Source organism: Alteromonas sp. 5NS40-0096 (assembly GCF_057544385.1).
This window is the reverse complement of sequence record NZ_BAAJLQ010000005.1, coordinates 70,197-96,579: the sequence shown is the minus strand read 5'-3', so window position 1 is coordinate 96,579 and position 26,383 is coordinate 70,197. Positions and strand designations below refer to the sequence as shown.

Annotated in this window: 26 protein-coding genes; 14 read left to right on the top strand and 12 right to left on the bottom strand. The window is 45.6% G+C overall.

Annotated elements, in window-relative coordinates; all coding sequences use genetic code 11:
* Positions 1-10: 10 nt before the first annotated feature.
* Positions 11-565, bottom strand: a complete 555-nt coding sequence (locus AC27G9_RS15410) for a hypothetical protein (protein ID WP_487075361.1) — start codon at positions 563-565, stop codon at positions 11-13.
* 164 nt (positions 566-729) lie between these two features.
* On the bottom strand, positions 730-1,344 hold the full coding sequence (locus AC27G9_RS15405; RefSeq protein ID WP_487075360.1) for a hypothetical protein: 615 nt from the start codon (positions 1,342-1,344) through the stop codon (positions 730-732).
* A 105-nt stretch (positions 1,345-1,449) separates the two neighbouring features.
* Between AC27G9_RS15405 and AC27G9_RS15400 the strand changes: the two genes are divergently transcribed.
* Entirely contained in the window at positions 1,450-1,953 is a 504-nt protein-coding gene (locus AC27G9_RS15400) for a P-loop nucleotide/nucleoside kinase family protein (RefSeq protein WP_487075359.1), read from the top strand.
* Positions 1,954-1,990: 37 nt separating this feature from the next.
* Here AC27G9_RS15400 and cspE read toward each other — a convergent pair whose 3' ends face one another.
* From cspE to ubiE, 4 genes are all read right to left on the bottom strand, one after another.
* The gene (cspE, locus tag AC27G9_RS15395; protein WP_487075358.1) at positions 1,991-2,200 is read right to left on the bottom strand and encodes a transcription antiterminator/RNA stability regulator CspE; all 210 of its coding nucleotides are present in this window, start codon (positions 2,198-2,200) and stop codon (positions 1,991-1,993) included.
* Positions 2,201-2,475: 275 nt separating this feature from the next.
* On the bottom strand, positions 2,476-4,110 hold the full coding sequence (gene ubiB, locus AC27G9_RS15390; protein ID WP_487075357.1) for a ubiquinone biosynthesis regulatory protein kinase UbiB: 1,635 nt from the start codon (positions 4,108-4,110) through the stop codon (positions 2,476-2,478).
* Positions 4,111-4,118: 8 nt separating this feature from the next.
* On the bottom strand, positions 4,119-4,751 hold the full coding sequence (locus AC27G9_RS15385; RefSeq protein ID WP_487075356.1) for a ubiquinone biosynthesis accessory factor UbiJ: 633 nt from the start codon (positions 4,749-4,751) through the stop codon (positions 4,119-4,121).
* Positions 4,751-5,563, bottom strand: coding sequence for a bifunctional demethylmenaquinone methyltransferase/2-methoxy-6-polyprenyl-1,4-benzoquinol methylase UbiE (gene ubiE, locus AC27G9_RS15380; protein WP_487075355.1), 813 nt, complete (start codon positions 5,561-5,563; stop codon positions 4,751-4,753). The genes AC27G9_RS15385 and ubiE overlap by 1 nt, the downstream gene beginning before the upstream one ends.
* A gap of 272 nt (positions 5,564-5,835) precedes the next feature.
* Between ubiE and AC27G9_RS15375 the strand changes: the two genes are divergently transcribed.
* The 3 genes from AC27G9_RS15375 to AC27G9_RS15365 are packed head-to-tail and all read left to right on the top strand — an operon-like array spanning position 5,836 to position 7,152.
* A complete protein-coding gene (locus AC27G9_RS15375; protein ID WP_487075354.1) occupies positions 5,836-6,402 on the top strand; it encodes a DUF2975 domain-containing protein in 567 nt (188 codons plus the stop codon).
* Positions 6,402-6,617, top strand: coding sequence for a helix-turn-helix domain-containing protein (locus AC27G9_RS15370; protein ID WP_487075353.1), 216 nt, complete (start codon positions 6,402-6,404; stop codon positions 6,615-6,617). Before AC27G9_RS15375 ends, AC27G9_RS15370 begins: the two co-directional genes overlap by 1 nt.
* Positions 6,618-6,621: 4 nt before the next feature.
* Positions 6,622-7,152, top strand: a complete 531-nt coding sequence (locus tag AC27G9_RS15365; RefSeq protein WP_487075352.1) for an outer membrane beta-barrel protein — start codon at positions 6,622-6,624, stop codon at positions 7,150-7,152.
* Positions 7,153-7,193: 41 nt separating this feature from the next.
* On the opposite strand, the gene AC27G9_RS15360 is transcribed toward AC27G9_RS15365, so the two are convergent.
* Both AC27G9_RS15360 and prlC read right to left on the bottom strand, forming a co-directional pair.
* Entirely contained in the window at positions 7,194-7,889 is a 696-nt protein-coding gene (locus AC27G9_RS15360) for a DNA-3-methyladenine glycosylase I (protein ID WP_487075351.1), read from the bottom strand.
* A complete protein-coding gene (gene prlC, locus AC27G9_RS15355; protein WP_487075350.1) occupies positions 7,886-9,922 on the bottom strand; it encodes an oligopeptidase A in 2,037 nt (678 codons plus the stop codon). Before prlC ends, AC27G9_RS15360 begins: the two co-directional genes overlap by 4 nt.
* A gap of 248 nt (positions 9,923-10,170) precedes the next feature.
* On the opposite strand from prlC, the gene nosR reads away from it, so the two are divergent.
* Positions 10,171-11,532 carry a response regulator c-di-GMP phosphodiesterase, NosR family gene (nosR, locus tag AC27G9_RS15350; RefSeq protein WP_487075349.1) on the top strand — a complete coding sequence of 454 codons (1,362 nt, stop codon included), beginning with the start codon at positions 10,171-10,173 and terminating at the stop codon, positions 11,530-11,532.
* A 106-nt stretch (positions 11,533-11,638) separates the two neighbouring features.
* Positions 11,639-12,988 (top strand): glutathione-disulfide reductase, encoded by a 1,350-nt coding sequence (gorA, locus tag AC27G9_RS15345; protein ID WP_487075348.1) that lies wholly within the window; start codon positions 11,639-11,641, stop codon positions 12,986-12,988.
* Positions 12,989-13,071: 83 nt separating this feature from the next.
* Here gorA and AC27G9_RS15340 read toward each other — a convergent pair whose 3' ends face one another.
* Positions 13,072-13,893: a hypothetical protein gene (locus tag AC27G9_RS15340; protein ID WP_487075347.1), complete on the bottom strand. Its 822-nt coding sequence runs from the start codon at positions 13,891-13,893 to the stop codon at positions 13,072-13,074.
* A gap of 256 nt (positions 13,894-14,149) precedes the next feature.
* On the opposite strand from AC27G9_RS15340, the gene AC27G9_RS15335 reads away from it, so the two are divergent.
* The 7 genes from AC27G9_RS15335 to AC27G9_RS15305 all read left to right on the top strand — a co-directional run bounded on the left by AC27G9_RS15335 (position 14,150) and on the right by AC27G9_RS15305 (position 23,259).
* Positions 14,150-14,944 carry a DUF1194 domain-containing protein gene (locus AC27G9_RS15335; RefSeq protein WP_487075346.1) on the top strand — a complete coding sequence of 265 codons (795 nt, stop codon included), beginning with the start codon at positions 14,150-14,152 and terminating at the stop codon, positions 14,942-14,944.
* Positions 14,941-15,402 (top strand): hypothetical protein, encoded by a 462-nt coding sequence (locus AC27G9_RS15330; RefSeq protein WP_487075345.1) that lies wholly within the window; start codon positions 14,941-14,943, stop codon positions 15,400-15,402. Before AC27G9_RS15335 ends, AC27G9_RS15330 begins: the two co-directional genes overlap by 4 nt.
* Before the next feature lie 87 nt (positions 15,403-15,489).
* A complete protein-coding gene (locus tag AC27G9_RS15325; RefSeq protein ID WP_487075344.1) occupies positions 15,490-15,849 on the top strand; it encodes an MmcQ/YjbR family DNA-binding protein in 360 nt (119 codons plus the stop codon).
* Positions 15,850-15,922: 73 nt separating this feature from the next.
* Positions 15,923-16,735: an SDR family oxidoreductase gene (locus AC27G9_RS15320; protein ID WP_487075343.1), complete on the top strand. Its 813-nt coding sequence runs from the start codon at positions 15,923-15,925 to the stop codon at positions 16,733-16,735.
* Positions 16,736-16,902: 167 nt separating this feature from the next.
* Positions 16,903-18,432, top strand: coding sequence for a DUF3369 domain-containing protein (locus AC27G9_RS15315; protein ID WP_487075342.1), 1,530 nt, complete (start codon positions 16,903-16,905; stop codon positions 18,430-18,432).
* Between the two features lie 151 nt (positions 18,433-18,583).
* The gene (locus AC27G9_RS15310) at positions 18,584-21,916 is read left to right on the top strand and encodes an amidohydrolase family protein (RefSeq protein WP_487075341.1); all 3,333 of its coding nucleotides are present in this window, start codon (positions 18,584-18,586) and stop codon (positions 21,914-21,916) included.
* A 119-nt stretch (positions 21,917-22,035) separates the two neighbouring features.
* Positions 22,036-23,259: an NAD(P)/FAD-dependent oxidoreductase gene (locus tag AC27G9_RS15305; protein ID WP_487075340.1), complete on the top strand. Its 1,224-nt coding sequence runs from the start codon at positions 22,036-22,038 to the stop codon at positions 23,257-23,259.
* Between the two features lie 99 nt (positions 23,260-23,358).
* On the opposite strand, the gene AC27G9_RS15300 is transcribed toward AC27G9_RS15305, so the two are convergent.
* A complete protein-coding gene (locus tag AC27G9_RS15300; RefSeq protein WP_487075339.1) occupies positions 23,359-24,618 on the bottom strand; it encodes a helix-turn-helix domain-containing protein in 1,260 nt (419 codons plus the stop codon).
* 132 nt (positions 24,619-24,750) lie between these two features.
* On the opposite strand from AC27G9_RS15300, the gene AC27G9_RS15295 reads away from it, so the two are divergent.
* Positions 24,751-25,320 carry an outer membrane beta-barrel protein gene (locus tag AC27G9_RS15295; protein WP_487075338.1) on the top strand — a complete coding sequence of 190 codons (570 nt, stop codon included), beginning with the start codon at positions 24,751-24,753 and terminating at the stop codon, positions 25,318-25,320.
* A 36-nt stretch (positions 25,321-25,356) separates the two neighbouring features.
* On the opposite strand, the gene AC27G9_RS15290 is transcribed toward AC27G9_RS15295, so the two are convergent.
* Together AC27G9_RS15290 and AC27G9_RS15285 are read right to left on the bottom strand one after the other, a co-directional pair.
* Entirely contained in the window at positions 25,357-25,983 is a 627-nt protein-coding gene (locus AC27G9_RS15290; protein ID WP_487075337.1) for a MarC family protein, read from the bottom strand.
* A gap of 20 nt (positions 25,984-26,003) precedes the next feature.
* Positions 26,004-26,375 carry a response regulator gene (locus AC27G9_RS15285; protein ID WP_487075336.1) on the bottom strand — a complete coding sequence of 124 codons (372 nt, stop codon included), beginning with the start codon at positions 26,373-26,375 and terminating at the stop codon, positions 26,004-26,006.
* Positions 26,376-26,383 lie beyond the last annotated feature (8 nt).

Here is a 26,383-nt window from a genome sequence, read left to right as displayed (position 1 = left end):
GCATATAACACTATTCGAACAACGCCGCCGTACTCACACCGCATCTCGGGTCAGATTGCTGAACACCCTTGATCATTTCTTGAGTCAACACATGGCCATTGGGTAGTGTGATCGGATCACAACCGTGATCCTGTTCACAAATCATATCAAACTCAGGCTTGGCTTTAGCGTGACACGCAAAACAGTTACCACCAAACTTGTTGACGACCTCAAACGCTCCCCTAACGTTGATTTCACTACCTTGCTCGGAGACTTTAAGCTCAACAAACTCCCAGTCTTTAGTAATACTATTAAAACCTGCTTCTCGTTTTACCATGACTTCGGAAGGCACAAGCTGAACAACAGAGCCTACCGGATAAACGATGCCCTCTTCCGCTTCTGCCGCTTTAATCGTCTCTTCAAGGTTGCCGAGTAAATTATCTACGAAAAACCCTCTAACAGGCGTCATTTGGGTTAAACATTTGAAATCCGCTGCGGTAAATTCAACTTTTTCTTCGGCCAATGCCAAGGAACTGAAAAGTGCTACCAACGCTCCCATCAACCAATATCGTTTGCATTTGTTCATCGCTATTCACCTCTTGTAGTATTCACTTGCGACTACGTGGTCACCCAAAGCTATAGCCAGAACAACAAAAACTACACACTCATTTACCGCCGCATAATTAGTATACTAGACAGTAATTAATTTGCATGCAAACAATATAAATCTATAAATTTGAGTGATAAAGCTTACTGAGTACTTTGCCACCAAGGTGTATCGAACTTGACGTTTTCAGGTTCAACCACCAAACGATAAGGAGGACCCATGCTTTCCCAAACCATGGTAGCTAGTTGTTCATCAACCAGCTCTAACGCACCGCCGTTGAGCTCGCGCTGAAGCAACAATCGATACGATTCAATTGGGGCAACAGGGTTTGATTGTTGAAACACCACGGTCCCACCGAACTCTTCATACAAGGCTTTGTCAATTTGCCAGCGATAGACAATTTCTTCGGCATTCATTTGTTGCTCCTCGGAAATTGTCTCTTCTTCGGGGTAAAAGGTATTAATCACACTCTCGATCAACGCCTTGTCTTTGCCTTTTTCGATGCCTCGTTCGGAAGCGAATTTAGCCGTTGCTTCGTCTAGCAAAGTCTTGATGAGTCGCCCAGTTCTAACTTGTGCTAGATAAAACCGATATTTGGGCATTTGTCTCACTAAACCCATTTCTTCTAACTCTTCGCTATTTGGCGTGATAGCTTGATAGCTGATTGGTTTGCCGTAAATGACAGCAGCGGGCGTTTCCTTGCCCTCAACTGATAATGAAAAAATGGCAAGCAACCAAACTAGAGATAACAAACGCATACAGAACGATCTCCTTGTTTTGAATTCTATGCTTATTAGATACCTTAGAGTACAGGATCGTTCATAGTAAAACTATTAACGAATGTAATCAGAAGAGCCTTAGTCATGCCTAACCATACTTTATCTATCGTCACAGGCCAGCCGGCCGTTGGTAAGACAACGTGGGGAATGACGCTCGCCCAACGTCAAAACGCTACGTTTATTGATATCGATATTGTTAGTGAGCCAATTGTTCGCGCGGCATTGAAGCTGGCTAACATGTCTGCGGACGACAGAGATAGCAAGGTATTTAAGGCCCACTTCCGTCAACCCATTTACGAGAGTTTGTTTGCTACAGCGAAAGCTAACTTAACGCACAACAATGTCGTCATTACTGGCCCTTTCACACAAGAGCTTCAACAAAAGCTGTGGAAAGAAGAGCTCATGGCAACATTCCAGTGCGATGTTGAAATTTATTGGTTAACAGCGGATGAAGAAGCGATTAGAGAAAGAATGCAAAAAAGAGGGGCCAAACGAGACAGATCCAAGTTAGAAAACTGGGATGAATATCAGTTGTACTTTGCAAATATGACTTCACCAAAATGCCGTCATACTAAAATTGAGACATAAAAAAACGGCACCCATAAGGGTGCCGTTTTTTGTGCTATTAGATAGCTTGAACGTTTGCCGCTTGTAGACCTTTTTGGCCTTCTTCTACGTCAAATTCAACTCTTTGGCCTTCAGGCAATGTTTTGTAACCGTCAGAAACGATCGCACGGAAGTGTACGAACACGTCCTTGCCGCCGTTGTCTTGAGTTAGAAATCCATAACCTTTATCAGCGTTAAACCATTTAACTGTGCCTGTAACTTTAGACATGTAAACCTCAAATATCACTAAATTTCGTGCAATATGCACACTAACACTTTAAGCAGAATGAGTTATTTGAGATTTCACTATGACGAGTGGGCAAACGTCTGCAGCAAATCACAGAATTACTTGAGAAGTTTAGCATCAAGCAAATACAAATTAGTCATGCCTACCTAAAGACATGACCACTATACCAGTTGTTCAGTGAATTGATACAAATTCCGTTCGATTATTGGCCCAGATCACAAAAAATTCATGATCCAGAAGCAAAATCGGTTTGACAACTACTGATCCAGGCCTTTTCGCCACGCCCAAAACCAGCAACCGAGACCTACCGTGGCACTGCATATTGGCAGGATCCAATGCAGATCATATGACGGGATAATGCCACTGAGAATGACAAACGTCGCGCCAACGATGCTCAAATGTGTTGCCCGTTGGTTTTGCTTTTGTCTTTCGATCAATTCTTGCTGTAGTAACTTTTGCTGATATGGAAAGTGTTTTAGCTGCTGCAATGAATCGTGAATGAGGTCCGGCATGTCAGGCAATTTCTCGGACCAGAATGGGAAATTACTCTTAATCTTGCCCAGCATCGCAGGAATACCAATCTGCTCTTTCATCCAGTTTTCTAAAAACGGCTTCGCCGTTTGCCATAAATCAAGTTGTGGATAAAGCTGGCGGCCAAGCCCCTCAACGTACAAAAGCGTTTTTTGTAGCAGTACAAGTTGCGGTTGTACCACCATATTAAAGCGCCTTGCTGTATTGAATAACTGAAGAAGCACGTTACCAAAGCTAATTTCGGCCAGAGGTTTTTGAAAAATAGGCTCACATACGGTACGAATCGCAACTTCAAACTCATCGATATTAGTATCTGCTGGTACCCAGCCCGAGTCAGCATGTAATTGCGCAACTTTGCGGTAATCGCGATTAAAAAACGCTATGAAGTTTTCCGCCAGATAGCGTTTATCTTCGCGATTCAGCGTACCCACAATGCCAAAATCTATCGCAATGTATTTGGGATCGTGAGGGTTTTCTCTCGAAACAAAAATATTGCCCGGGTGCATATCCGCATGAAAAAAGCTATCTCGAAAGACTTGCGTGAAGAACACTTCTACACCGCGTTCCGCCAACTTTTTCATATTGGTGTTTTGCACAAGTAGCGCTTCGACATTGGCTACTGGGATACCGTAAACACGTTCCATCACCAGTACATTACTAGTACAGTGATCACCATAGATTTCAGGTACATATAAGGCGTCTGATGTATCGAAATTGCGGCGTAATTGAATGCCATTAGCCGACTCGCGTTTTAAGTCTAACTCGTCAAAAATCGTCTTTTGGTATTCGTTTACCACTTCCACTGGGCGCAGGCGTTTGCCATCTGGCAACCATTTTTGCAACACTTTGGCGATGGTAAACATCAAGTCCATATCAGCTTGAATCGTATTTTTGATGTTAGGCCTAAGTACCTTTACGACGACGTCTTTGTCGCCTGCTTTCAATCGTGCGGCGTGTACCTGTGCAATCGACGCCGATGCCATCGGCGTTGGCGTAAACTCGCTAAACAGCTCCTCTAATGCACGGACACCCAGTGCTTTTTTTACAATTTCCTGTGCTAGGTCACTGTCAAATGGCGGAACTTTATCTTGCAAGGATGCCAGTTCGTCGGCAATTTCTGGTGGCAATAGATCTCTGCGAGTCGAAAGCATTTGCCCGAACTTGATAAACACTGGACCTAATGTCTGTAGCGCCAATGTCAGGCGGCGCCCTTCAGATTCGCCTTTATGTTGGTTGCGAATCCAGAATATGCCTCGTCTTGCCAGCTTTGCGTACCAAGGTAGCCACTTCGCTGGAATCAAATCATCCAAGCCGTGTTGAAGCAGAACTTTATTAATGAAATAGAGGCGACCTATACGCATAAGGTGTATTAATTCTCTTCTAGTTTGGCGAGCCTAGCTTCAAAACGTGCTACGTCATCACGTAGCGTCGCAACTTGGTCATTAAAATGGATGACGGCGAGCTTGTGTGCAGCAATAGGCTTCTCTTCTAGCGCGCCATTGGCGAGCATTGTTTGTATTCTGCCAAGGGTCTGTGCACCATGGCTAACAGCCTGTTTAGCCAAGCTAAAGGTTTGATGTGCAAATACGTCTGAGGTTTTTTTAGCAAACTCCTCTTCCCAATCAATGTCAATGGACTGGGCCAATTCGCTGACGTGTTGAGCGACAGATAGCTCGCCTTCCACAGCCAATTTGCCTTGCCGAATCAGCGCCGTCAGTTGGCTGGAATCACGCAACAGTGGTAAAACGTCGACACTCGTTTTTATCACACAATGGTTAGGGGCCAGATCTGAAATCAATGCATCGAAGTCTTGCAACTCGGCCAACACATCGATGTGATTGGCTGAAAAAAATAGACTCAATTGAATGGGTGTGCCCTGCAGAAATACAGATAAACGGCAGTCGGTTAATGCCACCATTTTCTCTCTGCCTTTCGGGTCGAGCGACACCAACTTGTTTAAGCTGGTTTCAAGTAGCCCCGTCACCAATGCTGAGGTGGGCATTAAAACTTATACCCTCTGTGTAAAGCCACAATACCGCCGGTTAGGTTTTTATAGTCGCATTGCTCAAAACCCGCAGTCTCGAACATCCCTTTTAATGTTTCTTGGTCGGGGTGCATGCGAATCGACTCAGCCAAATATTGGTAGCTCTCACGATCATTGGCAACCAGCTGGCCCATCGTTGGGAGAATATGAAACGAATACATATCGTACGCTTTGCTCACCGGCTCCAATGTCGGCTTCGAAAACTCCAACACTAACAAACGTCCACCAGGCTTTAGCACGCGGTAAATTGACGCGAGCGCTTTGTCTTTATCAGTAACATTGCGCAGCCCAAACGCCATTGTGACCACATCAAAGGTATTGTCTGGAAACGGCAAAGCTTCCGCATTCGCTTGCACATACTGAATATTGTTCACTAGACCGCGACCGCGAAGCTTTTCTCTGCCGACTTTAATCATAGACGCATTGATATCAGCTAACGTTACAGAGCCAGTGCTGCCGACTAAACGAGAAAATTTTGCGGTTAAATCGCCAGTGCCACCAGCTAAATCTAATACATTGTGACCAGAGCGGACGCCACTGCAGTCGATTGTAAAGCGCTTCCACAAGCGGTGAATTCCCATCGACATAACGTCATTCATGATGTCGTATTTTGCTGCGACAGAGTCGAATACACCGGCAACCATAGATGCTTTTTTTGACTTATCGACAGTTTGAAAGCCAAAGTGTGTTTGCTGGTCATCTCCAAATGTGGAGCTTGCCCCTGTGTTTGCCGCATCTTGTTGCATTGAAGGCGTATCGCTATCGCTCATGAAATACCTATGTGTGGTCGACTATTCAAGAGCATGCAGTTTACCGAATAACCCGAGCAATACCAATGCTTAATCACGCCCTTGCCCATGTTGCGCGCGATTTCAATCGAGAAGCCACCAATGCTATTTTCAGACCGCAAGTAAAATTGTCTCGCGTGCAAACTGAATAATATAAAAACGATATAATTTTACCGTAAAACATTAAAAAAACATTGATTAGAATTATTTTATTGTTAGGATAACTTCACAATTTCATTCCTCATGTGCAGTTTATGGAAAAGATTTCGTTTTACAGCCGACTGATTAAATGGGCCATAGTGACGGGTGCCGCATTGCATTTCGCCGTTTGGACTATCGCTATTTTTACGCAAAACTCACTGCCCACCTCACAAGACGACAGTGCGACCGCCAGTATTACCCTTTTCACTGACTACAAACTTGATGCCTTCACCTCTGAGATTACTCAACTCAGTCAAGCCGGAATGAATGGCTTGTTTTGGCTGTCGTTGCCGCAAGTGGTGCTCTACATATTCATTTATTGGTCTTTGTTTCAGCTCTTCTCTTGTTACCAAAAAGGGGAAATATTCGCGATCTCCGCAATTCAGAAAATTCGTCTAACAGGCAGACTCTTTATTTTGTGGCCCATCGTTAATTTTGTTTATGGGCCCTTGCTGATTTTTATCTGCAAGATGCTGGGCTTGTTAGAGCATGGCGAAATCAATATTGGCTTGGGTAGCGATGACTTTCGTCTGATAGTTTTGGGCATCATGTTATCCGTTGCAGGACGCATCATGCACGAAGCAAAAACGCTGCAAGAAGAGCAGGAGTTGACTGTCTGATGGCCATTATTGTCGATTTAGATGTCATGCTTGCGCGACGAAAAATGCGCCTGAATGATCTTGCTGAACACGTGGGTATCACGCCACAAAATTTATCTGTACTGAAAACGGGAAAAGCCAAAGCGATTCGCTTTTCGACCCTCGACGCCATATGCATAGCGCTTCAGTGCGAACCCGGAGACATCCTCCGCTATGAACCCAACGACAAGGAATAAAACCATGAAGAAACTGAACTTTTTGTATTGGCTAACGCTTGTACTAGCGACCAGTGCTCATGCAACACAAGATCCCCTGCAATTTGAATTGGGCATTAGCTTGGATAACGGAGATTCACTCGCTGTGCCAGCCAATGTGGGATACGACAGTAATATCGTCACTCAACTTTCTTTAGGTTTAAGCAAGCAATGGCAGCTGGATGAGGAATGGCGCTTCGATAGCGCTATGTCTGTGAGCTACGCTTTTACCGACGTATTCGCTCAGTCAAATTCAACAATGGCAGCTGGCAGCGACCTTGAAAACATCGGCATATGGGCCGACAGTGCTTTGGTTTACACTGGATTTTCAGACTCTGCGAGACCATTCTTGCAACTTGGAGTAGGCAAAGTCTATGGAGATTACGACAGTGCTGACGTTTCGGTGTCAGGGTGGGAAACCGGATACCGAGCGTTGGCCGGATTTGAGTTTGACCTTATTGGGGATTCTACCTTACGCATCGCGGTAGGAGAATTTAGTGTTGGTGATATTGAGTAAAAAGCCAATGGCAGAGAGCCCACACTCTCTGCCTACAACTTTTACTCACCTAAGCGATAGTTATCGCCGCAACTGAGCGACACTAATTGGCTCAAGCTCTGGAGCGACCAATCACTCTGCTTTTGCCACTCGATAAATGCCGCGTTAATCGCGGTTAAACTGCGTTTTGACGTCGCACTTCCACTGATCAAGTCATGTTGCCGAAAATACCCTTCTACATCTCGGCTCAATAAGAAAGTATCAATGCCCAAGGTACGAAGTGCATAAGGCCCGGTATTTCCACCTAATCGGGCGCCGTGTTTTTTCAGATACGCCCATAACTCAATGATGTTGTCAGCGCTATATGTATTGGCGAAAGCGCCAAAACTACCGTGGCTACGGGCGATATCACTCAGCATCAAAGCATTGTCCCTGACCGTCATCACCTTTTTGTAATTGCGAACTATACGTTTATCTGTCGATTTCTGTTCGAGCATTTCATCTGGCATCAACAGAACTTTTTCTACGTCGAAACCGAAAAACACTTCCTCAAAATCTGGCCATTTTTGTTCAATGACTCGCCATACGAACCCCGATTGAAAGACCTTTTTCGTAAAGGCGGAAAGCACTCTGTCATCGGGAAGTGATGCAATCTCTTGCGTTTCTAAAGGCGCAGAGATCATAGTGTTAAGTATGCTCTCTCCCCCTTTGCGCTCTGCCGCTCTGTGGTAGATGGCATCGAATGATTCTAGCCTCATCCTCGAATCCCACTATGGCGAAGTAAGGCATCGACCTGTGGCTCACGTCCTCTGAAGGCCACGAACAGTTCCATTGGTTCTCGGCTTCCCCCCATTTCAAGAATATTGTTCAAGAAAGATTGGCCAGTTTGAGCATTAAAAATGCCGTCTTCTTCAAATTTACTGTAGGCGTCTGCAGATAAGACTTCTGCCCATTTGTAACTGTAATATCCCGCCGCATAACCACCAGCAAATATATGACCGAAACTGTGTTGGAATCGGTTAAAGGCTGGAGGCGTTAAAACCGCCACGTCTTCACGCACAGCATTTAATGTTCCTTGAACATCAGCTTGACCTTCAGCTTGCTGATGCAACTTAAAGTCGAAAAGTGAAAATTCTAACTGACGTACCATCTGCATCGCAGACTGATAGTCACGGGCGGCAAGCATTTTATCCAGCAAGTCTTTAGGTAGCGGCTCGCCTGTTTCATAGTGTCCAGAAATGAAGCCAAGTGCTTCTTCTTCCCAACACCAGTTTTCAAGAAATTGGCTCGGAAGTTCGACGGCGTCCCAAGGCACACCATTGATTCCTGATACGCCAGCAACGGATACTTTCGTCAGCATATGGTGAATGCCATGGCCAAATTCATGGAACAAGGTCACGACTTCGTCATGAGTAAACAACGCCGGTTTACCGTCCACAGGGCCATTAAAATTACACGTTAAATAAGCAACCGGAGACTGTAGCTCGCCATCTTGCTTAACTCGACGCACGCGGCATTCATCCATCCACGCTCCGCCGCGCTTTTTCGCTCTGGCGTACAAGTCGAGGTAAAAGCTACCACGCAATTCACCATCCGCATCGTTGATCTCAAAATAACGAACGTCGCTATGCCAAGTGTCAACACCTTCTCGTTCAGTTATCTGTAAACCATACAAACGACGAACGACTTCAAACAATCCTGATACGACTTTTTCTTCTGGGAAATAAGGACGCAATAGCTCGTCAGAAATCGCATATTTCTCTTGCTTTAGCTTTTCACTGTAAAACGGGATATCCCAAGCTTCTAACGTCGTGACACCGTGAGTTTGTGCGGCGTAGGTACGCACTTCTTCAAGCTCTTTTTCCGCTTGCGGTTTTGAGCGAGCAGCAAGGTCTTCTAGGAAGCTAATGACTTGTTGTGTGGAGTTGGCCATTTTGGTGGCCAAGGACTTCTCGCTGTAGTTTTCAAACCCGAGTAGCTTGGCTAATCTAGCGCGTAACGCTAAGGTTTCATCAATGACTTCAGTATTGTCAAACTTACCCGCTAGTGGACCTTGATCCGACGCACGCGTAACATAAGCAACATACATTTCCTCGCGAAGAGAACGATTCTCTGCGTACATCATTACTGGCAAATAACTGGGGATGTCGAGTGTGAAAAGCCAGCCTTGAATGTCTTTTTGCCTAGCAGCTTGAGCGGCGGCGGCAAGGGCAGATTCTGGCAAGCCTTTGAGCTCGCTTTCATCGGTTACCACCTTATGCCAGCCCATAGTGGCATCCATTAAATGGTTGCTAAATGTAGACGATAATTCGCTGAGCTTAGCCTGAATCTCAGCATACTGCTGTTTCTTTTCCTCGCTCAGTGACACGCCAGATAGGGTAAAATCGCGCAATGTATTGGTAACGTGTTTTTGTTGAGCTTCACTGAGCACAGCGAACTCTTCACCATCGCGCAGTGCTTGATACGCTTTGCAAAGCCCCTCGTGTTGCCCTACCCAAGTACCAAACTCGGACAGAAGTGGTAAGCACGCATCGTGGGCTTCACGAAGTTCATCACTGCTTACTACCGAATTCATATGCGAAACCGGTGACCACATCTTACCTAGGGCATCGTCAACTTCCTCAATCCGTTCTACAACGTTGGCGTAAGAGATATCACCAGATGCAACCACCGCTTCAATAGTGGCTTTGCAGGCGTCAATCGCTTTTTCGATTGCGGGCTGGATTTGCTCTGGTGTGATGGATGAAAACAGGGGAAGGTCGTTCACTTGTTCAATAGGTGTGATACTCATTTGTCACTCGTCTTTTTACATTGTTCTAGAATGAATGTAGGGATGGGCGCTAACAAAAACAAGGAACGGTGTTTTATTGATCGCAAAATAGTTTGCAAAATGCGAGTTGTGCAGCAGCTTTTTTGTATTTTTCAGATATGCTCTATTAGAGATAAGTTGAAAAACTAATAAAAACATAAAGTTAATTTATTCCTTTAGGTTGGCTTGCGAATTGCAATAGCTACCAGTAATACTAGAGGAGATTAATAATGACTGCTGCTAAACGTCGTAGGCTGGGAGTTCTAATGGGTAAGCACATCGCATCAGAGGATCAAACTCAACTGACTATTTTGTTTGTTGATGATGAACCAAACATTTTGAAAGCGCTAAAGCGCGCGATGTACAAAATGAAGTTGAACATGTTGTTTGCTGAAAGCGGCGCAGAAGCACTTGAGATTCTAAAAGAAAATACGGTACACGTTGTGGTGTCAGACATGAAAATGCCCAACATGTCCGGGGCTCAATTGCTTGAGCAGGTCGCGGAATTATATCCCGACACGTTTAGAATCGTATTGACGGGCCATTCAGATTTCGACACAACGATTCAAGCGGTAAACCAAGGCAAGATACATCGCTTTATGCAAAAACCTTGGGACAACCGTGAATTGGCCGACTCAATTTCTGAGGGATTTGAACGGGTAAAGCTCAAGCTTGATAACCAGAGACTACAGTTGCTGACTCAAAAACAAAATCATTTGTTAAAAGAGGTAAATCAGGATCTAGAAACTGTTGTCGTGAAGCGGACGAAGCAAATCAGAGCGGCTTTGGCGAAAATCGAGGCAAAGAATCAAGCGTTAGAGAAAGTCCTGTTTAATGTCGTTAGTATCAACCCGAGCATCGATGGTAAGTTTGCTATCGAGGTCAGCGATTTAACAGGGTTGTTGGCGAGAAAACTTCACGTTGATAAAGCCGAAATCAAACGCGCCCAGTATGCTGCAATGATCTGCGAAATTGGCCTACTGGGTTTATCGCCAGAAGATTACGACACACCGTTTGAACAGATGACATTCGAACAACAATCGACTTACTTGTCTCAAACCAAACAAGCTGCGCTTATCTTAGCGCCATCTGAACACTTGCATGAAGTAGCTGAAATTATCGAATTTCAGTACGAACATGTTAATGGGTCTGGGCTGTACAAAAAGGAAGGACCTGAGATTCCATTTGGTTCCCGGTTAGTAGCAGTGGCAAGAGACTACTGGCGGTTAGTATCGGGCCGGCTGACCGGTAAAAAGATGAACGCGATGGATGCTCGTGCGTACATGAAGAAACACAGAAATACTCGCTATGATGGCAACATATTAGATGTGTTATTGGATACCGATGAAGTCGCGTTACCGGTCTTGATGGATAACGTTATTTCAACCAAAGAATTGCAACCAGGTATGGTATTAGGGAATAACTTGTACAACGACAACCACATTCTGTTATTGCCAGAGGACCACGTTTTCAATGACGCCACGATTGCGAAACTGAAGCAATATGAAGAAGACCACTCGTTGTTTTTAAAAATAGCGGTGAAAGCACCTTCTGAAACAGACGGTGAAGTCATTGAGGAACAAAACGGCTGACCCTTGATGGGTACAGCCGCGAAAAAACACGATTCACGCTTTGTATGAAATTTTCTTTCGTGCAACACTATCTACATAGTGATTTCATATATAGCGTGAGTATCTTATGCAAACTTTTGATTACATCTGTATTGGTGGTGGTAGTGGCGGCATCGCTTCTGCAAACCGCGCCGCAAAACACGGCAAAAAAGTCGCCTTAGTTGAAGCAAAGGCAATGGGTGGTACCTGTGTTAACGTGGGCTGTGTGCCGAAAAAAGCAATGTGGTTCGGTGCTCAAGTCGCAGAAGCCATCAACCATTACTCTGCAGATTATGGCTTCGATGTCACGCTCAACGATTTCAGTTGGGAAAAATTAGTAGAAAGCCGCCAAAACTATATTTCTCGCATTCACGCCTCGTATGACCGTGTGCTCAGTAACAACGGTATCACTGTTATCGAAGGCTTTGCTAAGTTTATCGACAACAACACCATTGAGGTTAACGGCGAGCGTTATACAGCCCCGCATATCACTATTGCGACCGGTGGACGCCCAGTTATTCCAAATATCCCAGGCGCCGAATTAGGTATCGACTCTGACGGTTTCTTCGCTCTACAAGAACAGCCTAAGCGTGTTGTGGTGGTAGGCGCTGGCTATATTGGTGTCGAACTAGCTGGTGTTATGCATAGTTTGGGCAGTGAGACTCATTTAATTGTGAGACGCCACGCGCCATTGCGAAACTTCGATCCCATTATTCATGAAACAATCGTTGAGATGATGGCCGAATCAGGCCCAACATTGCATACGCACAATGAAATCACTCATGTTGAAAAGCAAGCTGATGGCAGCTTAAAGATTACCTTGAAAGGCGATGCGACTTTGGAAGCAGATTGCCTAATTTGGGCAGTTGGTCGTTCGCCTGCAACGGACAATATTGGGCTGGAAAATACCGACGTTGAGCGTTTGCCGTTTGGAACTATCAAAGTAGACAAATACCAAAACACCACTGCTTCTGGCATTTATGCGGTCGGCGATATTACCGGCGAAGCCGAACTGACACCTGTTGCAGTAAAAGCAGGACGTTTGTTGAGCGAGCGTTTGTTCAACAACCAAACCGACGCGCATATGGACTACTCATTGATCCCGACTGTTGTATTCAGCCACCCGCCCATTGGTACAATTGGTATGACAGAGCCTGAAGCGAATGACACGTTCGGTGAAGACAATGTCAAAGTTTACTCTTCGAGTTTTGCCGCAATGTACACAGCAGTGACGCAACATCGCCAAATGACAAAGATGAAGCTAATTTGTGCTGGAGACGATGAAAAAGTCGTAGGATTACACGGAATTGGTCATGGTATGGATGAAATCCTTCAAGGGTTTGCCGTCGCCATTAAAATGGGCGCAACCAAAGCTGATTTTGATGCCTGCGTCGCAATTCACCCTACGTCTGGTGAAGAATATGTCACTATGACCTAGGTACCCAAACTTGGCATGTAACAAGAAAAAAGCGAGCTTCAATAGAGGCTCGCTTTTTCGTATACATTGTTCAGAAAACGTTTTTATGATCGTTTATATAGGTGAAACACTGAGTCCCCGCTTTTTCTAAACGATTGTGCGCCTGGCTCTCGGAAAGTCATCGAAATCTGCACATTGCTTCCAGTAACAGACGAATCGTCGTCGCAGTACAAAACCGCGGATATTGGATGGATACCACGTTCTACCATTACATCGCCCGTGACCAGTTCATTACTTTTCTTTGTGACATTGAACTTGATCCGTTTTTCAATGACCCGCTTGTTGTTGACATCTAGGCGAGCAAAGCACGACACATAACGAGACATCACAGCTTCGTTGCCACCGTATTCGTGAAGAAAACTGAATCTCATACCGATTTGGAAACGCCCTGCGTTGTTACTCGGTAACACGCCATTCATTCGATAAAGCGGATTGACTGGCGATTCGACACCGTAACTTTGGTGCGACGCCAGGGTAAATGTAGATTGGTCCAAAATAAATGCACCCATGTCCATCATCGAACCGAGTTCGCCTATTTTATCTGGAGCAGTGTAAACTCGCGTAACCCAGCCGGGTAGCATATCTCGAGACGCTTCTTTGGATGTCAAAATTTGCGCGTATTTATACTGGTATGGATTAATACCTCGCAGCACCATCAACTCTTTTTCCTGAGCCGATACCAACGCCTCGAGTTCGGTTAATTCATCATCACTCGACTTTTGCGCTTTCCACTGTACAAACACAATCCCGGACAAACTAAGGACAACACACGCCAAACCCACCAAACCAACATACAGCGTTGTAAGTCGCTTTTTATTTGTCCGACGATAGCCTCTGCCTTCGCGGTAATACTGTTTCGTTGTCATAACCGCCCCCCGGTTTTATCAGACCTAACCAATTGCAAGACTCGAACCATTGACGAGGTATCTGATTTATATGGAATTATTTAGGTACTCATGTTTTACCCTGTTCGCAAATTGCAAAATCGTGGTACCGATTTTCGCGTAATGCAAAAAGACTAAGCTGCCGCCTTACGAAAAAAAGCAGGAATATGAATGCGTTAGAAAATGGCAGCGATATTGCACCGTAAATTTGCGCACAACGCCGAAAAAGGAGGCTGTCGTGAAAAAAGTGAAAATCGTAATGAGCTTTTTGATGTTCACGTTACTAATGTCAAATGCTCACGCAATAGAAGAAGTCGCAGTCGATACCGAGTTACAGTTGTTGCTGGACGTATCAGGTAGTGTCAATTCAAACGAATACCAGTTACAGCTCGACGGGTATTCAAATTCGTTCGCCAGCTCAAATCTGCAACAAGCTATTCTGAACGGGCCAATTGGTTCAATAGCGGTGCAATTGATAATGTGGTCCGGAAGCGATGACCAACAAGTCATGATCGATTGGACACTAGTAGACTCCATTGAGTCTTCCAACAGCTTGGCTTCGACCATAGCATCACTGGCTCGCCCTTTCGCAGGGTGGACTGCTATTGGTGAAGCCGTCGCGTTTGGTTATCCGCAATTTGAAAACAATGGGTTCTCAGGTACTCAGAATGTTGTAGATGTGTCTGGCGATGGCACTAATAACAGCGGTATGTCTCCATCCCAAGCGCGAGCCTTAGCACTTGCCAACGGCGTCGATACTATCAATGGCATTGTGATTACGAATTCTCAGGCCGTAAAGACACAATATGAAGAAGACGTCGTAGGTGGTCAAGACGCCTTCATGCTAGCAACGAACAACTACCAAACCTTTGAGCAAGCCATTGACCAGAAGCTAATTGGCGAGATTACGGGCAACAAGCCAGATGGTGCAGTTTCAGTCCCGACGCCAAACTCACTGATCATTTTAATGCTTGCTCTATGGTTCGTTCTTAGACCGTCACTTAACATCAAAACCGTTCAGGAGGCACTATGATTTACCGTCTGATCTTTTTATGTTTGTTTTGCGCGTCGGCATCTGCTGCTCAAGACACGTACACAGTGAACTTTGGTGTCATCTTGAAAAATGATATGGGCGAACCCGTTGGCTTTGAAGAGACGACAGAGATTCCCGTTGGAAAAGCTAACACGAAAACCTTGTATGGCATTGTAGTCACGCGGAATGATGAACAGCCATTTACGCTTGGCACCGTCCACGTCATTCCTACGCTAGACAGTAACGTAACGACCAAAGTCATGGGTAAACCGATGCAGAGCACTAACCGCGGAGCCGTATTTTTACAGAGCGATGAATACGATATCCCCGGAGACTATGCGATGGAAGTCTACCTAGACAACCAACTGCTCACTACCATCAGCTACCAACTCATTAAAGTGGCAAATGCTACTTCGCCGGAACAAGACCAGCCCAATATAGAAATTGCGGCGAAATAATACAGTACTCGGAATATTGCTCGCTAGGGACAGCAGTCTTCAACGAATTACAAACGCAAATCGCGTTTAAGAAAAGTGAGTAATAGTATGACTACAGAGCAAACACTCAACAAATTACACGAAATTTGTGCAACATTTCCACAGATCAAATACAGAGGTAGGGACAACAAAACGCAAGAGCAAACCTGCTTTGCCTACCGCTACGTCAGTGGCAATAAGGTCTATGTGAGTTTTCGCATCGCTTTATTAGATGTGCTTCGAGCATGTAAGGAATTACGCGGTATCTCAAGAGAATGGCACCTACGCAAAGGTGTATGGCTAACAATCCCCATCAACGAGGCAACAAACTGGTCTCAGGTAAGACTTTGGATTGCAAAGAGCTACAGAGTGGTAGCAGGTAAAAAAGCGCTGGTTTATTCCACGCCAGCATTTCTCAGGCAAAACTAGAACGCTAGCCACTGAAAATACACTGGAGTTCAGTTATTATCCAAGGAAATAACCCGGATTTGAAAGGGGAATCATGGAATCTGAACACCTTGTGATCACTGGAGGCTCCTCCGGCATTGGGCTTGACCTTGCGCTAGCGTATGCTGCGTCAGGGTGGAGCATTAGCATTGTTGCCCGCGACGAACAGAGACTTCAACAAGCAGTTGAGGCTTGCGAGCAACGGGCTGTGTCGCCAACTCAAAGGTTTTATGCATATTCCTTGGATGTATCAAACCCGGCGGAATTAGAAAGCCTCTCACAACGAATTGAGGCGACGTCAGGTACACCAGACCTCGTGATTATGAGCGCTGGAATCTGCTATAGCAAACGCTTCATAGATGATTCGGATGCCTCTTTCGAGCAAGTATTTTTGACAAATGTGATGGGGAGCCGGGCTATCGCTAACGCGTTTTTACCGGGCATGATATCCAAACAAAAAGGCCAGCTGTGTTTTGTTAGTTCCATGGCAGGCCTTGTGCCCGTATACGGCTACAGTGCATACAACACCAGTAAATTTGCATTACTGGGTATGGCTGGCGCGTTAAGACAAGAGCTGTACGAATACAACATCAGCGTGTCGGTACTTTGCCCTCCTGAAGTAGACACACCGCTCATTGCTGAGGAAGCGAAGCACATCTTGCCACAAACCCGACTACTGAAAAATGTCGGTGGTACATTGACGGTAGATGCGGTCACACGCTCAACCATCAGAGGGTTAAAAAAGAAGCGATTCCTCATTTTGCCTGGTTTTATGGCCAAACTTACCCATTTTCAAGCTCGATTGGCGCCTAGGCTTTCAGCTTGGATTACCCAGCAATTGGTAAATCGAGCGACTTCATCTCGATAGGTGAGATGCGATAAGACGAATTGCGGCCTGAACTGAATGATAGGCACAAACGTAAAAGGCTCTACAGACAGCGTATTTTTTTAGGCACGATGGTTTAAGGTGAGCTACGCAAAAACGCGCTTGTCCGACTATATTTTAAATGTAGTGTCACATTAGGTTTAGCTTACATGTTCGAAGATGAAGTGCTGTTTACTGATGATGAACCCCATGAAGAACTGTCGATTGTACAACGCGGTTGGCGTATCCTTGTGGTGGATGATGAGCCCGAAATTCATCAGGTAACCAAACTTGTACTCAACGATTTTCATTTCGACAGCCTGCCCTTGGCTTTGGAGTTCGCAAGCTCCGCAGCAGAAGCCAAAACCCGTTTGCAAGCAGATTCAAACCATGAAATTGCCGTTGCCATCATAGATGTAGTGATGGAGAGCAATCACGCTGGTCTAGATCTCATCAAATGGGTGAGAGAATCTTTAAACAATCACACAATTCGAATCATTTTGCGCACGGGTCAACCTGGTGAAGCTCCCGAAGAAAGCGTCATACGCGACTACGACATCAATGATTACAAGAACAAAACCGAATTAACGGCACTTCGTTTGAAGACGTCTATTTATTCTGCCTTGCGTTCATACCGCGACATCAAGGTCATTGAGACTCATCGGGTAGGCCTAGAACGGATTATTGACGCCACATCAACCTTCATTGAGTGTGATTCACTGAGTGATTTCGCAAGCGCCATTCTACGTCAGATATCAGTTGTCTTAGGCATCGAATACAATGATATTGTGTGTTGTGCCCTCACCCGCGAAAAACTGGTAAATGGCCACTCCAAATTGAATGTACTTGCTCACAATAGTCAACACGACAATCCACTAACGCCGGAGATAAAAAGCCGCATAGATGAAGCGTTGGTCAATAAACAAAATGTCATGAATCAAGACTTTTTTGTTGGATACTTCACAACCAAACGCGGTACCGAAAACGTCTTGTACGTTGCCAAAGAAACCCACTTGGAAGACGTACAGCATCACCTCCTTTCCTCTTTCGCGCACAATATTGCTGTCGCACACGAAAACCTCAAATTGCGTGAAGTCATCAAAGAGTCTCAACGGGAACTTTCCTATGTTATTGGTGAAGCTGTTGAACTGCGTTCGAAAGAAACGGGGAGCCACGTAAAACGAGTCGCTCACATCAGCCACTTATTGGCCGTCTTGTACGGCATGAGCGAGCGGGATGCAGAATTGATTCAATTGGCTTCTCCATTACACGACGTAGGTAAAGTGGGGATACCAGACGTGATACTCAATAAACCTGGCCCCCACTCAGACGACGAGCGCACGGTGATGAAAACCCATGCGCAAATCGGTTACGAAATGCTATGTAAATCGGACAACCCCATATTACAGCTTGGCGCTCACATCGCCCACGAACACCACGAGTGCTGGGACGGCAGCGGCTATCCGCGAGGCCTTTATCAAAACGAAATTCACATTGCTGGGCGAATCTCAGCGGTCGCTGACGTGTTTGACGCTCTTGGCAGCAAGCGTTGTTATAAACAAGCATGGGAAGACGATGCCATATTGGCTTATTTTGAACAGGAAAAAGGCAAGCGATTTGAGCCACAGTTGGTAGATTTGCTCATCGGCAACATCGACAAATTTCGGGCTATTCGCCAACAGTTTCCCGATCCTGCATAGTGTCGTTTACGGCTGCTGTCATAAAATTTTAACCTTTAATCGTATTTTACGTGAAATTCATCGCACCTCTAGCCTATAGTGGTCGTTGCTATTCGGTTGCTCGAATCTTTATCGCAACCCAATGCAACAAACAATAATTATAGGAATCGCAATGACTATCACCTCACGACGACTATTTGCCGCCGTCAGCTTTGGCGTGGCATTAGGGCTCGGCACTGTCTCAATTGCCGCGGCAGAAGAAGCCACAACTCCAAGTTACGACGTTGAAAACTGGGATGTATTGAACCCACCCTTTTCGCTGTCAGAAGTCAAAATCAATACCGATGAAACTACCTGGTCTAGCTTAGATGTCAGCCCCTCAGGTGAATTTATGGTCTTCGATATGCTCGGCGACCTTTACAAAGTATCAATGAAAGGTGGCAAAGCCGAGCCGTTGACACAAGACTTTGCCTGGAATATTCACCCATCGATTTCACCTGATGGGAAAAAAGTCGCATTTATCTCTGACAGAGATGGACTGTCTAACGTCTGGGTGATGAATGTTGATGGCACAGAATTGACTCAAGTCACCAAGGAAAAGAAAAACCTTATACACTCTCCCAAATGGAGCCCAGATGGTGAGTACTTAGTCGTCACCAAAGGCATCATGTCAAGCCGAAGCATTCCAGCAGGTGAAATTTGGATGTATCACCACACCGGTGGTGATGGGCTACAAATCAAAGCACGAGTATCAGGTAAACGAGACCAACAAAACATTGCTGATCCGGTGTTCTCCGCCGATGGGCGTTATATCTATTTCACACAAAATACCGTACCTGGCGCAACGTTTTCATATAATCGCGACCCCCTAGAAGGGATTTTTGCCATCACGCGTTTTGATCGTGAAACTGGAGAAGAGTCACGCTTTATCAGCGGTACTGGTGGTGCAGTCGTACCGACACCTTCTCCCGACGGTAAGTCAATTGCGTTTGTTCGACGTGTAAAAAACAGAACCGGCCTTTTCATTAAAGATCTAGAAACTGGCCTAGAGCGCCCAATAACATTGGAGCTCGAACGAGATATGCAAGAAGGATTCGGTTCAGAAGGCTACTTCGCGTACTTTGATTGGATGCCAGACAGCTCTGCGATTGTCTATTGGACAGGGGGTAAATTTCACAAAATCGACGTCCAAAGTGAACAATCAACAACTATCGATATTGAAGTTGAAGCGACCTTGAAGTACGCCGATGCGCTTCGTTTCGATGTCGATGTGGCACCAGACGAATTCGACGTGAATATGATTCGTTGGTCTCAAGCCTCCCCTAACGGCAAATCTATTTTGTACCAAGCACTGGGCAAGCTTTACATCAAAGACATTAAATCGGGTAAGGTTAAGCGCCTAACTAAGCAAAATGACCACGATGAATTCTACCCGCGTTATTCGAATGACGGAAAGTCTATTGTTTACACAACATGGAATGACCAAAAATTAGGTGATGTCCGGATCGTCTCTGCAAGAGGAGGCAAAGGTAAGGTCATTACGAAAAAGCCAGGGCATTATGTAGAACCTAGCTTTTCACCAGATGGTGAACTAGTGACGTACCGCAAATTTACTGGTGGTTACTTACTCGACCCCAAATACTCAGTGAACCCTGGTTTGTATGTCATTAACCTTGATGACAAAACAGAAACCAAAGTCACTGATGGCGGCTACCAACCCCATTTCACTGCCGATAATAAGCGCTTGTATTTTACCGAATCTGTCGGCGGCACTAGCTACCCAGAGACTCAATTTAGCAGCGTCAACCTCGACGGCAACGATAAGCGAGTGCACTTGTATGGAGCGGACAAAGTCAGTGAGTATCGCCTCTCTCATGATAAGAAGTGGGTCGCCTTTGTACACCAATTCAATACGTATGTAGTGCCTTTTGTCGACAACGGTAAAAAAGTTTCTATTGGTCCGAATATGTCGTCCTTACCCGTTACCCAATTGTCTTCGCGTGCAGGTGAGTATCTTACTTGGCGCCCTGATAACGGTGCCGTCGGTTGGTTCCATGGGCCATTCTACTTTGAGCGTGAACTCAAAGAAGCGTTTGCATTTGTTGATGGCGCGAGCGAAACAATGCCAGAACCATTGGCTGAAGGTATAAACCTCAGTTTTAAAGCCACTTCAGATAAACCTCAAGGTGTAAAAGCCCTTGTCGGTGGTACTGTTGTGACGATGCGTGATGCCAATAATACACAAGAAGTGATTGAAGATGGTGTGGTGCTTATTAAAGACAATCGCATTATGGCGGTTGGCAAACGCGGCCAAGTCTCCATTCCTGACGAAGCAATGTTAGTGGATACCAAAGGCAAAACCATCATTCCAGGGTTAATTGATGCTCACGCTCACGGCGCGCAAGGGCGCAATGAAATTATCCCGCAACAAAACTGGAGTCAGTATTCCAATGTTGCATTTGGTGTGACAACGATTCACGATCCTTCGAACGACACAACGGAAATATTCGCTGCTGCAGAAATGCAAAAAGCGGGGGATATTGTTGCTCCTCGTATCTATTCGACAGGTGCCATTTTGTACGGTGCAGAGGCATTGGGTTACAAAGCCGTAATCAACGACTACGAAGACGCCTATTTCCACGTCCGTCGATTGAAGGATTCTGGTGCAATATCGGTAAAAAGTTATAACCAACCTCGTCGCGATCAACGCCAGCAAGTGTTGTGGGCATCAAGAGATCTCAACATGATGGTAGTGCCAGAAGGTGGCGGTAAATTACAACAAAACTTATCAATGTTGGTCGATGGCCATACAGGACTAGAACACAGTATTCCTATCGAAACGGGCTACAATGATCTTACTCAGTTGTGGAAAGCCACAAAGTTCGGTTATACCCCGACGTTCGTCGTTTCTTATGGCGGTATGATGGGTGAAGAGTATTGGTACGACCGAACGGAAGTCTGGAAGAACCCCCGTCTACTTCGCTATACCCCATCATTCCTGCTAGACCGCAGAGCGATAAGACGACCAACAGCGCCAGATAACCAGTACAACCACGTCAATGTAGCAGAGTATGCAAAAACGCTACGTGACAATGGCGTAGGCGTGCATATAGGTGCTCACGGCCAACGTGAAGGCCTCGCGGCTCATTGGGAGCTATGGATCATGGAACAAGGTGGCTTTACACCTTGGGAAGCCCTTCGTGGTGGAACCATAGATGGCGCGGTACATTTGGGAATGGACAAAGATATCGGCAGTATTGAAGTCGGAAAACTTGCCGATTTGGTCGTGATCAATGGCGATGTGCTCAATAACCTCAAACTGAGTGAGATGGTCGAGTACACTGTGCTAAATGGGCGTATTTACGAAGCTGCGACAATGAATGAAGTGGGTGCTAAGCAAAAGCGCCAGCCATTCTTCTTTGAGCGCAATAACGTACGATTCATGCCACAACAAACGGCCAATGAAATCCACAATAAAGCACACAAATATCACTGGAAACATTAATGTAAACCGGTGTTGAAAAGGGAGCAATCGCTCCCTTTTTTGTGTGTAACGTCTTTACCGCAAGCACTGGACGTATGCGTCAACAACCTCTACATTGAGAAAAACAATCGGGTTTCTGAATGGATAGACGTACCGCGTTAAAGCTCTTCGCTAGTTTAAGTAGCTTGTCGTTGGCCCCGAATGCGCTGGCCAAATCATCGAAAAAGCGAATCCTTGTGATTGGCGCCGGCATCATTGGTGCATCTGCTACCTATTATCTGAGTAAATTGGGTCACAAGGTCACGCTTATCGACCAACTAGCCCCCGCTTCTCACGCGACTCGCGGAACCTTTGCGTGGCTTAATGCAACTTGGGCCAAACAGCCGAAACACTACCACTATCTCAATCAACTTGGTCTGAATGAGTGGCGAAAAATTGCTCCTGAGCTTGCTATTCCTGTTCGTTGGCATGGCTCCATTGAATGGTTTGATAGCGAGGCACGTACGACAACGCTGGCGCACCAAATTGAGGAGCAGATTAAATGGGGTGAGCCAGCAAAAATGATAGATGCTAGCGAAATTCGTCGTAGGGAACCGAATATTGAGGTGAACGACAGTGTGAGAGCTGCGCTGTCAGGTAATGATGGTGCACTAGACCCTATTTTTGCGACACAACAATTTATTCAAGCGGCAAAAACTTTGGGGGCAAATATTCTCTCCCCTTGTGAGGTTCTAGCGCCCGTTTTTCAATCGGGCCAACTCGCCGCAGTACAAACCACAACCGGGACTATCCAAGCTGACGAATTTGTCGTTGCCACGGGTGCGAACCCAATACTTCCCGAAACCTTATCTAAAATAGCACTACCGCAACGCACCACGCCCGGTGTGATTGCCATTACCGAACCTTTACCACCATTAGTTCATTCAATTGTCGCCGCCCCGGGAGTGCATTTGCACCAGCGACATGACGGCAAGATCGTTTTGGGAGAACAAGCTGGCGCGCCGGTCGGCCAAGCCCACGAGTTACGTCTAAAGGGACGCCCCAATGACTTTCCACATCAATCCATTGCCAGAGCCCATGGTGAACGCATTTTAAATGTGGCCGCGTCCTATTTCCCAGCGCTAAAAAATGCGCAAATTGAAAATTGTTATATTGGTTGGCGGCCCTTACCGATTGATGGCCATCCTGTACTGGGACATAGCATTGATCAACACAATGTCTATTTAGCTGTTATGCATAGCGGTATCAGTCTGGGCCCGCTAGCGGGAAAAATCATTGCTCAAGAAGTCGGTTTAGATACGATTTCCGGTGAGCTAGCAGCCTATCGTCCAACGAGAAATTTCATTAAACAAGTAAGGTATTAACCGGCGCCTCTTTGTCAGCTGCAACGTAAAAGAATACAAAGTCTTATATAAAAATTGCTAAAAATCATTGAATTAGGATTCAATCAACGACATAAAACCTCAGGCCAGAAACCTCTTCCACATAGTCAATTCCATTGCACTTAAGCAGGCAGCGACGTCCTGTTGAGCTTGTATATACTCAGTTTGGTCAAAACACTTCGCCCGCATCATCAACACCCTACCAAACTGAACAGGGGCGGATTGACTTGGGCATAACATCGCAAGATCATCGTGTAACAAACGCAACGCTTCCACATTTTTGGCTTTATAATTGACGAACATAGCTGCACAGACCAATGTCGGCATGGATACATCGTCTTTGTCAGCGCCATTCAAACATTGCTCTATGAAAACTAACGCCTGTGGCATTTTTCCATTACACGCTAAAGCTGCCCCGAGATAAGCCTGAGCAAGCCGGATACATCGAGGATAACCCGAGCGTTTGGCGATAATTAAGCTATCCTCGCAAGCCATTAAACCGCGCTCAAAATCACCCAAGCACAGATAAGCGGCCCCCTTTAGCTGATGAGCTGTACACAGAAACAACGCTTTTTCGATAGAAGGGGAATCTGGCGAACAAGCCTCAATACACAATTCTGAAAAAGCGATAGACCTGTCGAATTCAGCTTTGTACAAGTAGTAGAGTGCGAGAGTATTGTAATAGTGCGCTAGCTCTTGCCCTGCATGTTCAATGTCAGATTTGCAGCGCTGTAAATACAGATAACACTTAGCGTATTCACAATCGATAAAATACATGATGGCGAACGCCAAGTTCACGGAAAACAACACCTCTGAATGATCCGTACTTTCAGCCTTTAGCGCGGCTTTATCAAAGTACTTCTTCGCTGTCTTTTGTTTTCTATGAATCAGTGCCGCGTAGCCCAGTTTGGTATAAAAACTGGCAGTAATCGCACTGGGTAGCATTGAATGAAATGTCGACTTAATAAGTGAAATAGCCAGCCTAACTTTACTGCTCATAATGAGCTCGTACAGCAAACTATCGTTGTATAACTCGTTAACCAAGATGTCTCGGTTTTTTTCACTGGGATACTGCTCTGCCTCAGATACGGCAACGAGCTCACTTAATTCACAATCCAAAACGTCAGCAAGCTTTTTTAAATTGCTGTGGCGAACTCTTTTTACATCGCCATTTAGCCATCGCGTTAGGGTCTTTTCAGATACGTTAACCGATTGTGCTAACCAGGCATGTTTGATGTTTCGTTCATGAATCCACTCAACCAGTTTGGAGCGGTTGAGTAACACGGTTTTCGTTGCGCTCAAAGCGAAGAACCCACTGAGTTTCCATAACTCATTATTCAATATTTTCCTTCGTCTTGCACCGACTGGTTTTGAGATTCACCAAGTAAAAATGTCTCCTAATGTCCGTTGAGGCGATTTCAACAGAGCAATACCATTGGAAACTCAGCTTGATATAGAAAGGAAAACATCACTATGAGAAAACGTTCACAGCTCAGTTTAGCGCTATTGCTCACCTTGTCCGCAACAGTGCATGCCGAGGAATCTAAGATCATCCTCGGGCTTGAGGTCGGCTCAAGCCGATTGGATTTAGGGGCTGACATCATTGACGATATCAACCCTGATGAACTCGACAGTGGTGGTGTTAGCGCAACTTACTCAATGGCTTATCGCTGGGCCAACAACATCGTTGTTGACGGCAGCCTCACCACTTCCGGCAATGCATTTTTCAATCTCGGATTAAGTGACTTCTACCTAACGTCTGAGGCCAAGGTACTGGTGGGCTACAACATTGGGATAGCTGAGCACTTTCGTATCGTTCCACTTGTTGGTATCAGCCGTTGGGATACCGAACTACAAGAGAGCTTTTTTCTGAATCCAGGACCTGAAGCTCAAGGGGAATTCGATGGTACCGATTTCAGTTACAAAATCAGCGCCGAATTTCCTTTGAACAATGGTTTTATTCTTACTCTCTCCCATGCGAATACCAACAGTGACATCGGTGATTTACGATTAACGCAAGCGGGAATCAAGTTTGAGTTTTAATCGTTGGCAAAAGTTAACCGTGTAGTAAGAACTCAATTACCTACCCAGTACGGGGAACATTGTAGTTAAGCCTTCGCCTAGCATACCCACTCCAATGGCCATAAGGATTAACCCCATGATCCGTGACGCTACGGCCATGCCGTTGTCGCCAATGCGATTGGCGATAGGCTTAGCGAAGGAGAATAGCACGCCGGTTGCAACACATATGCCTATGATAACTGCGGACATTTCAACGTGCGCCACGATACCGGCGTGATGTTGAGCCGTTACCAATACCGCAGCCATAGTACCGGGGCCAGCCAGAATTGGGATGGCCAACGGCACTATGGCAATCGAAGCGCTCGCATCATCAGTTTGATCGTCTCGAGCTGAATTGTGTTCGTGTTTATCGAAAAGCATATTCAACCCGATGATGAGTACGATTAAGCCCCCTGCAACTCGTATTTCATTGACGTTAATGCCAAAGATATTGAGTATGATGTTGCCTACCCACACGACGACAAGCAACGTTATCGCGGCGGCAAGGGCACATTTTCCAGCAATCTGTGTCGCTTCTTTTGCGGTTTTGTTGGCAGTCATACCCGCGAATACACCGACCCCGCCGATGGGATTCATCATCGAAAATAGCGCAGCGACAAACGTCATTAGTTCATTTAAAGTCATTTTTTTCCTTGGTTTTCGTGCTATTGGCTTTCTGACAAAACCTGTTCAATTTTTGCAACCAGCTCTTCGCCCTTAATTGGCTTATACAAAATGGGGACTTGAGAGATGTCGATAGATTGATTGCGTAGCACGTCTAAATCAACGGTGATAAAAACAATGGGAATGTGAGCAAGTATGGGCTCGCTTTTGATTTGCTCGTAGGTTTCTAAACCACTCCAACCGGGCAATAACACATCAAGTACGATAACGTCTGGCAGATAACTCAAAGCCGTTTTGTAACCGCGCTCGCCATTGTAAGCGGCGCAAACATCATAGCCTTGTTCTAGTAGTAAACTGAACATGGTCTCGACGCTCATGGGATTGTCATCGATTATCAGTATGCGCTTACTCATATCCTTTC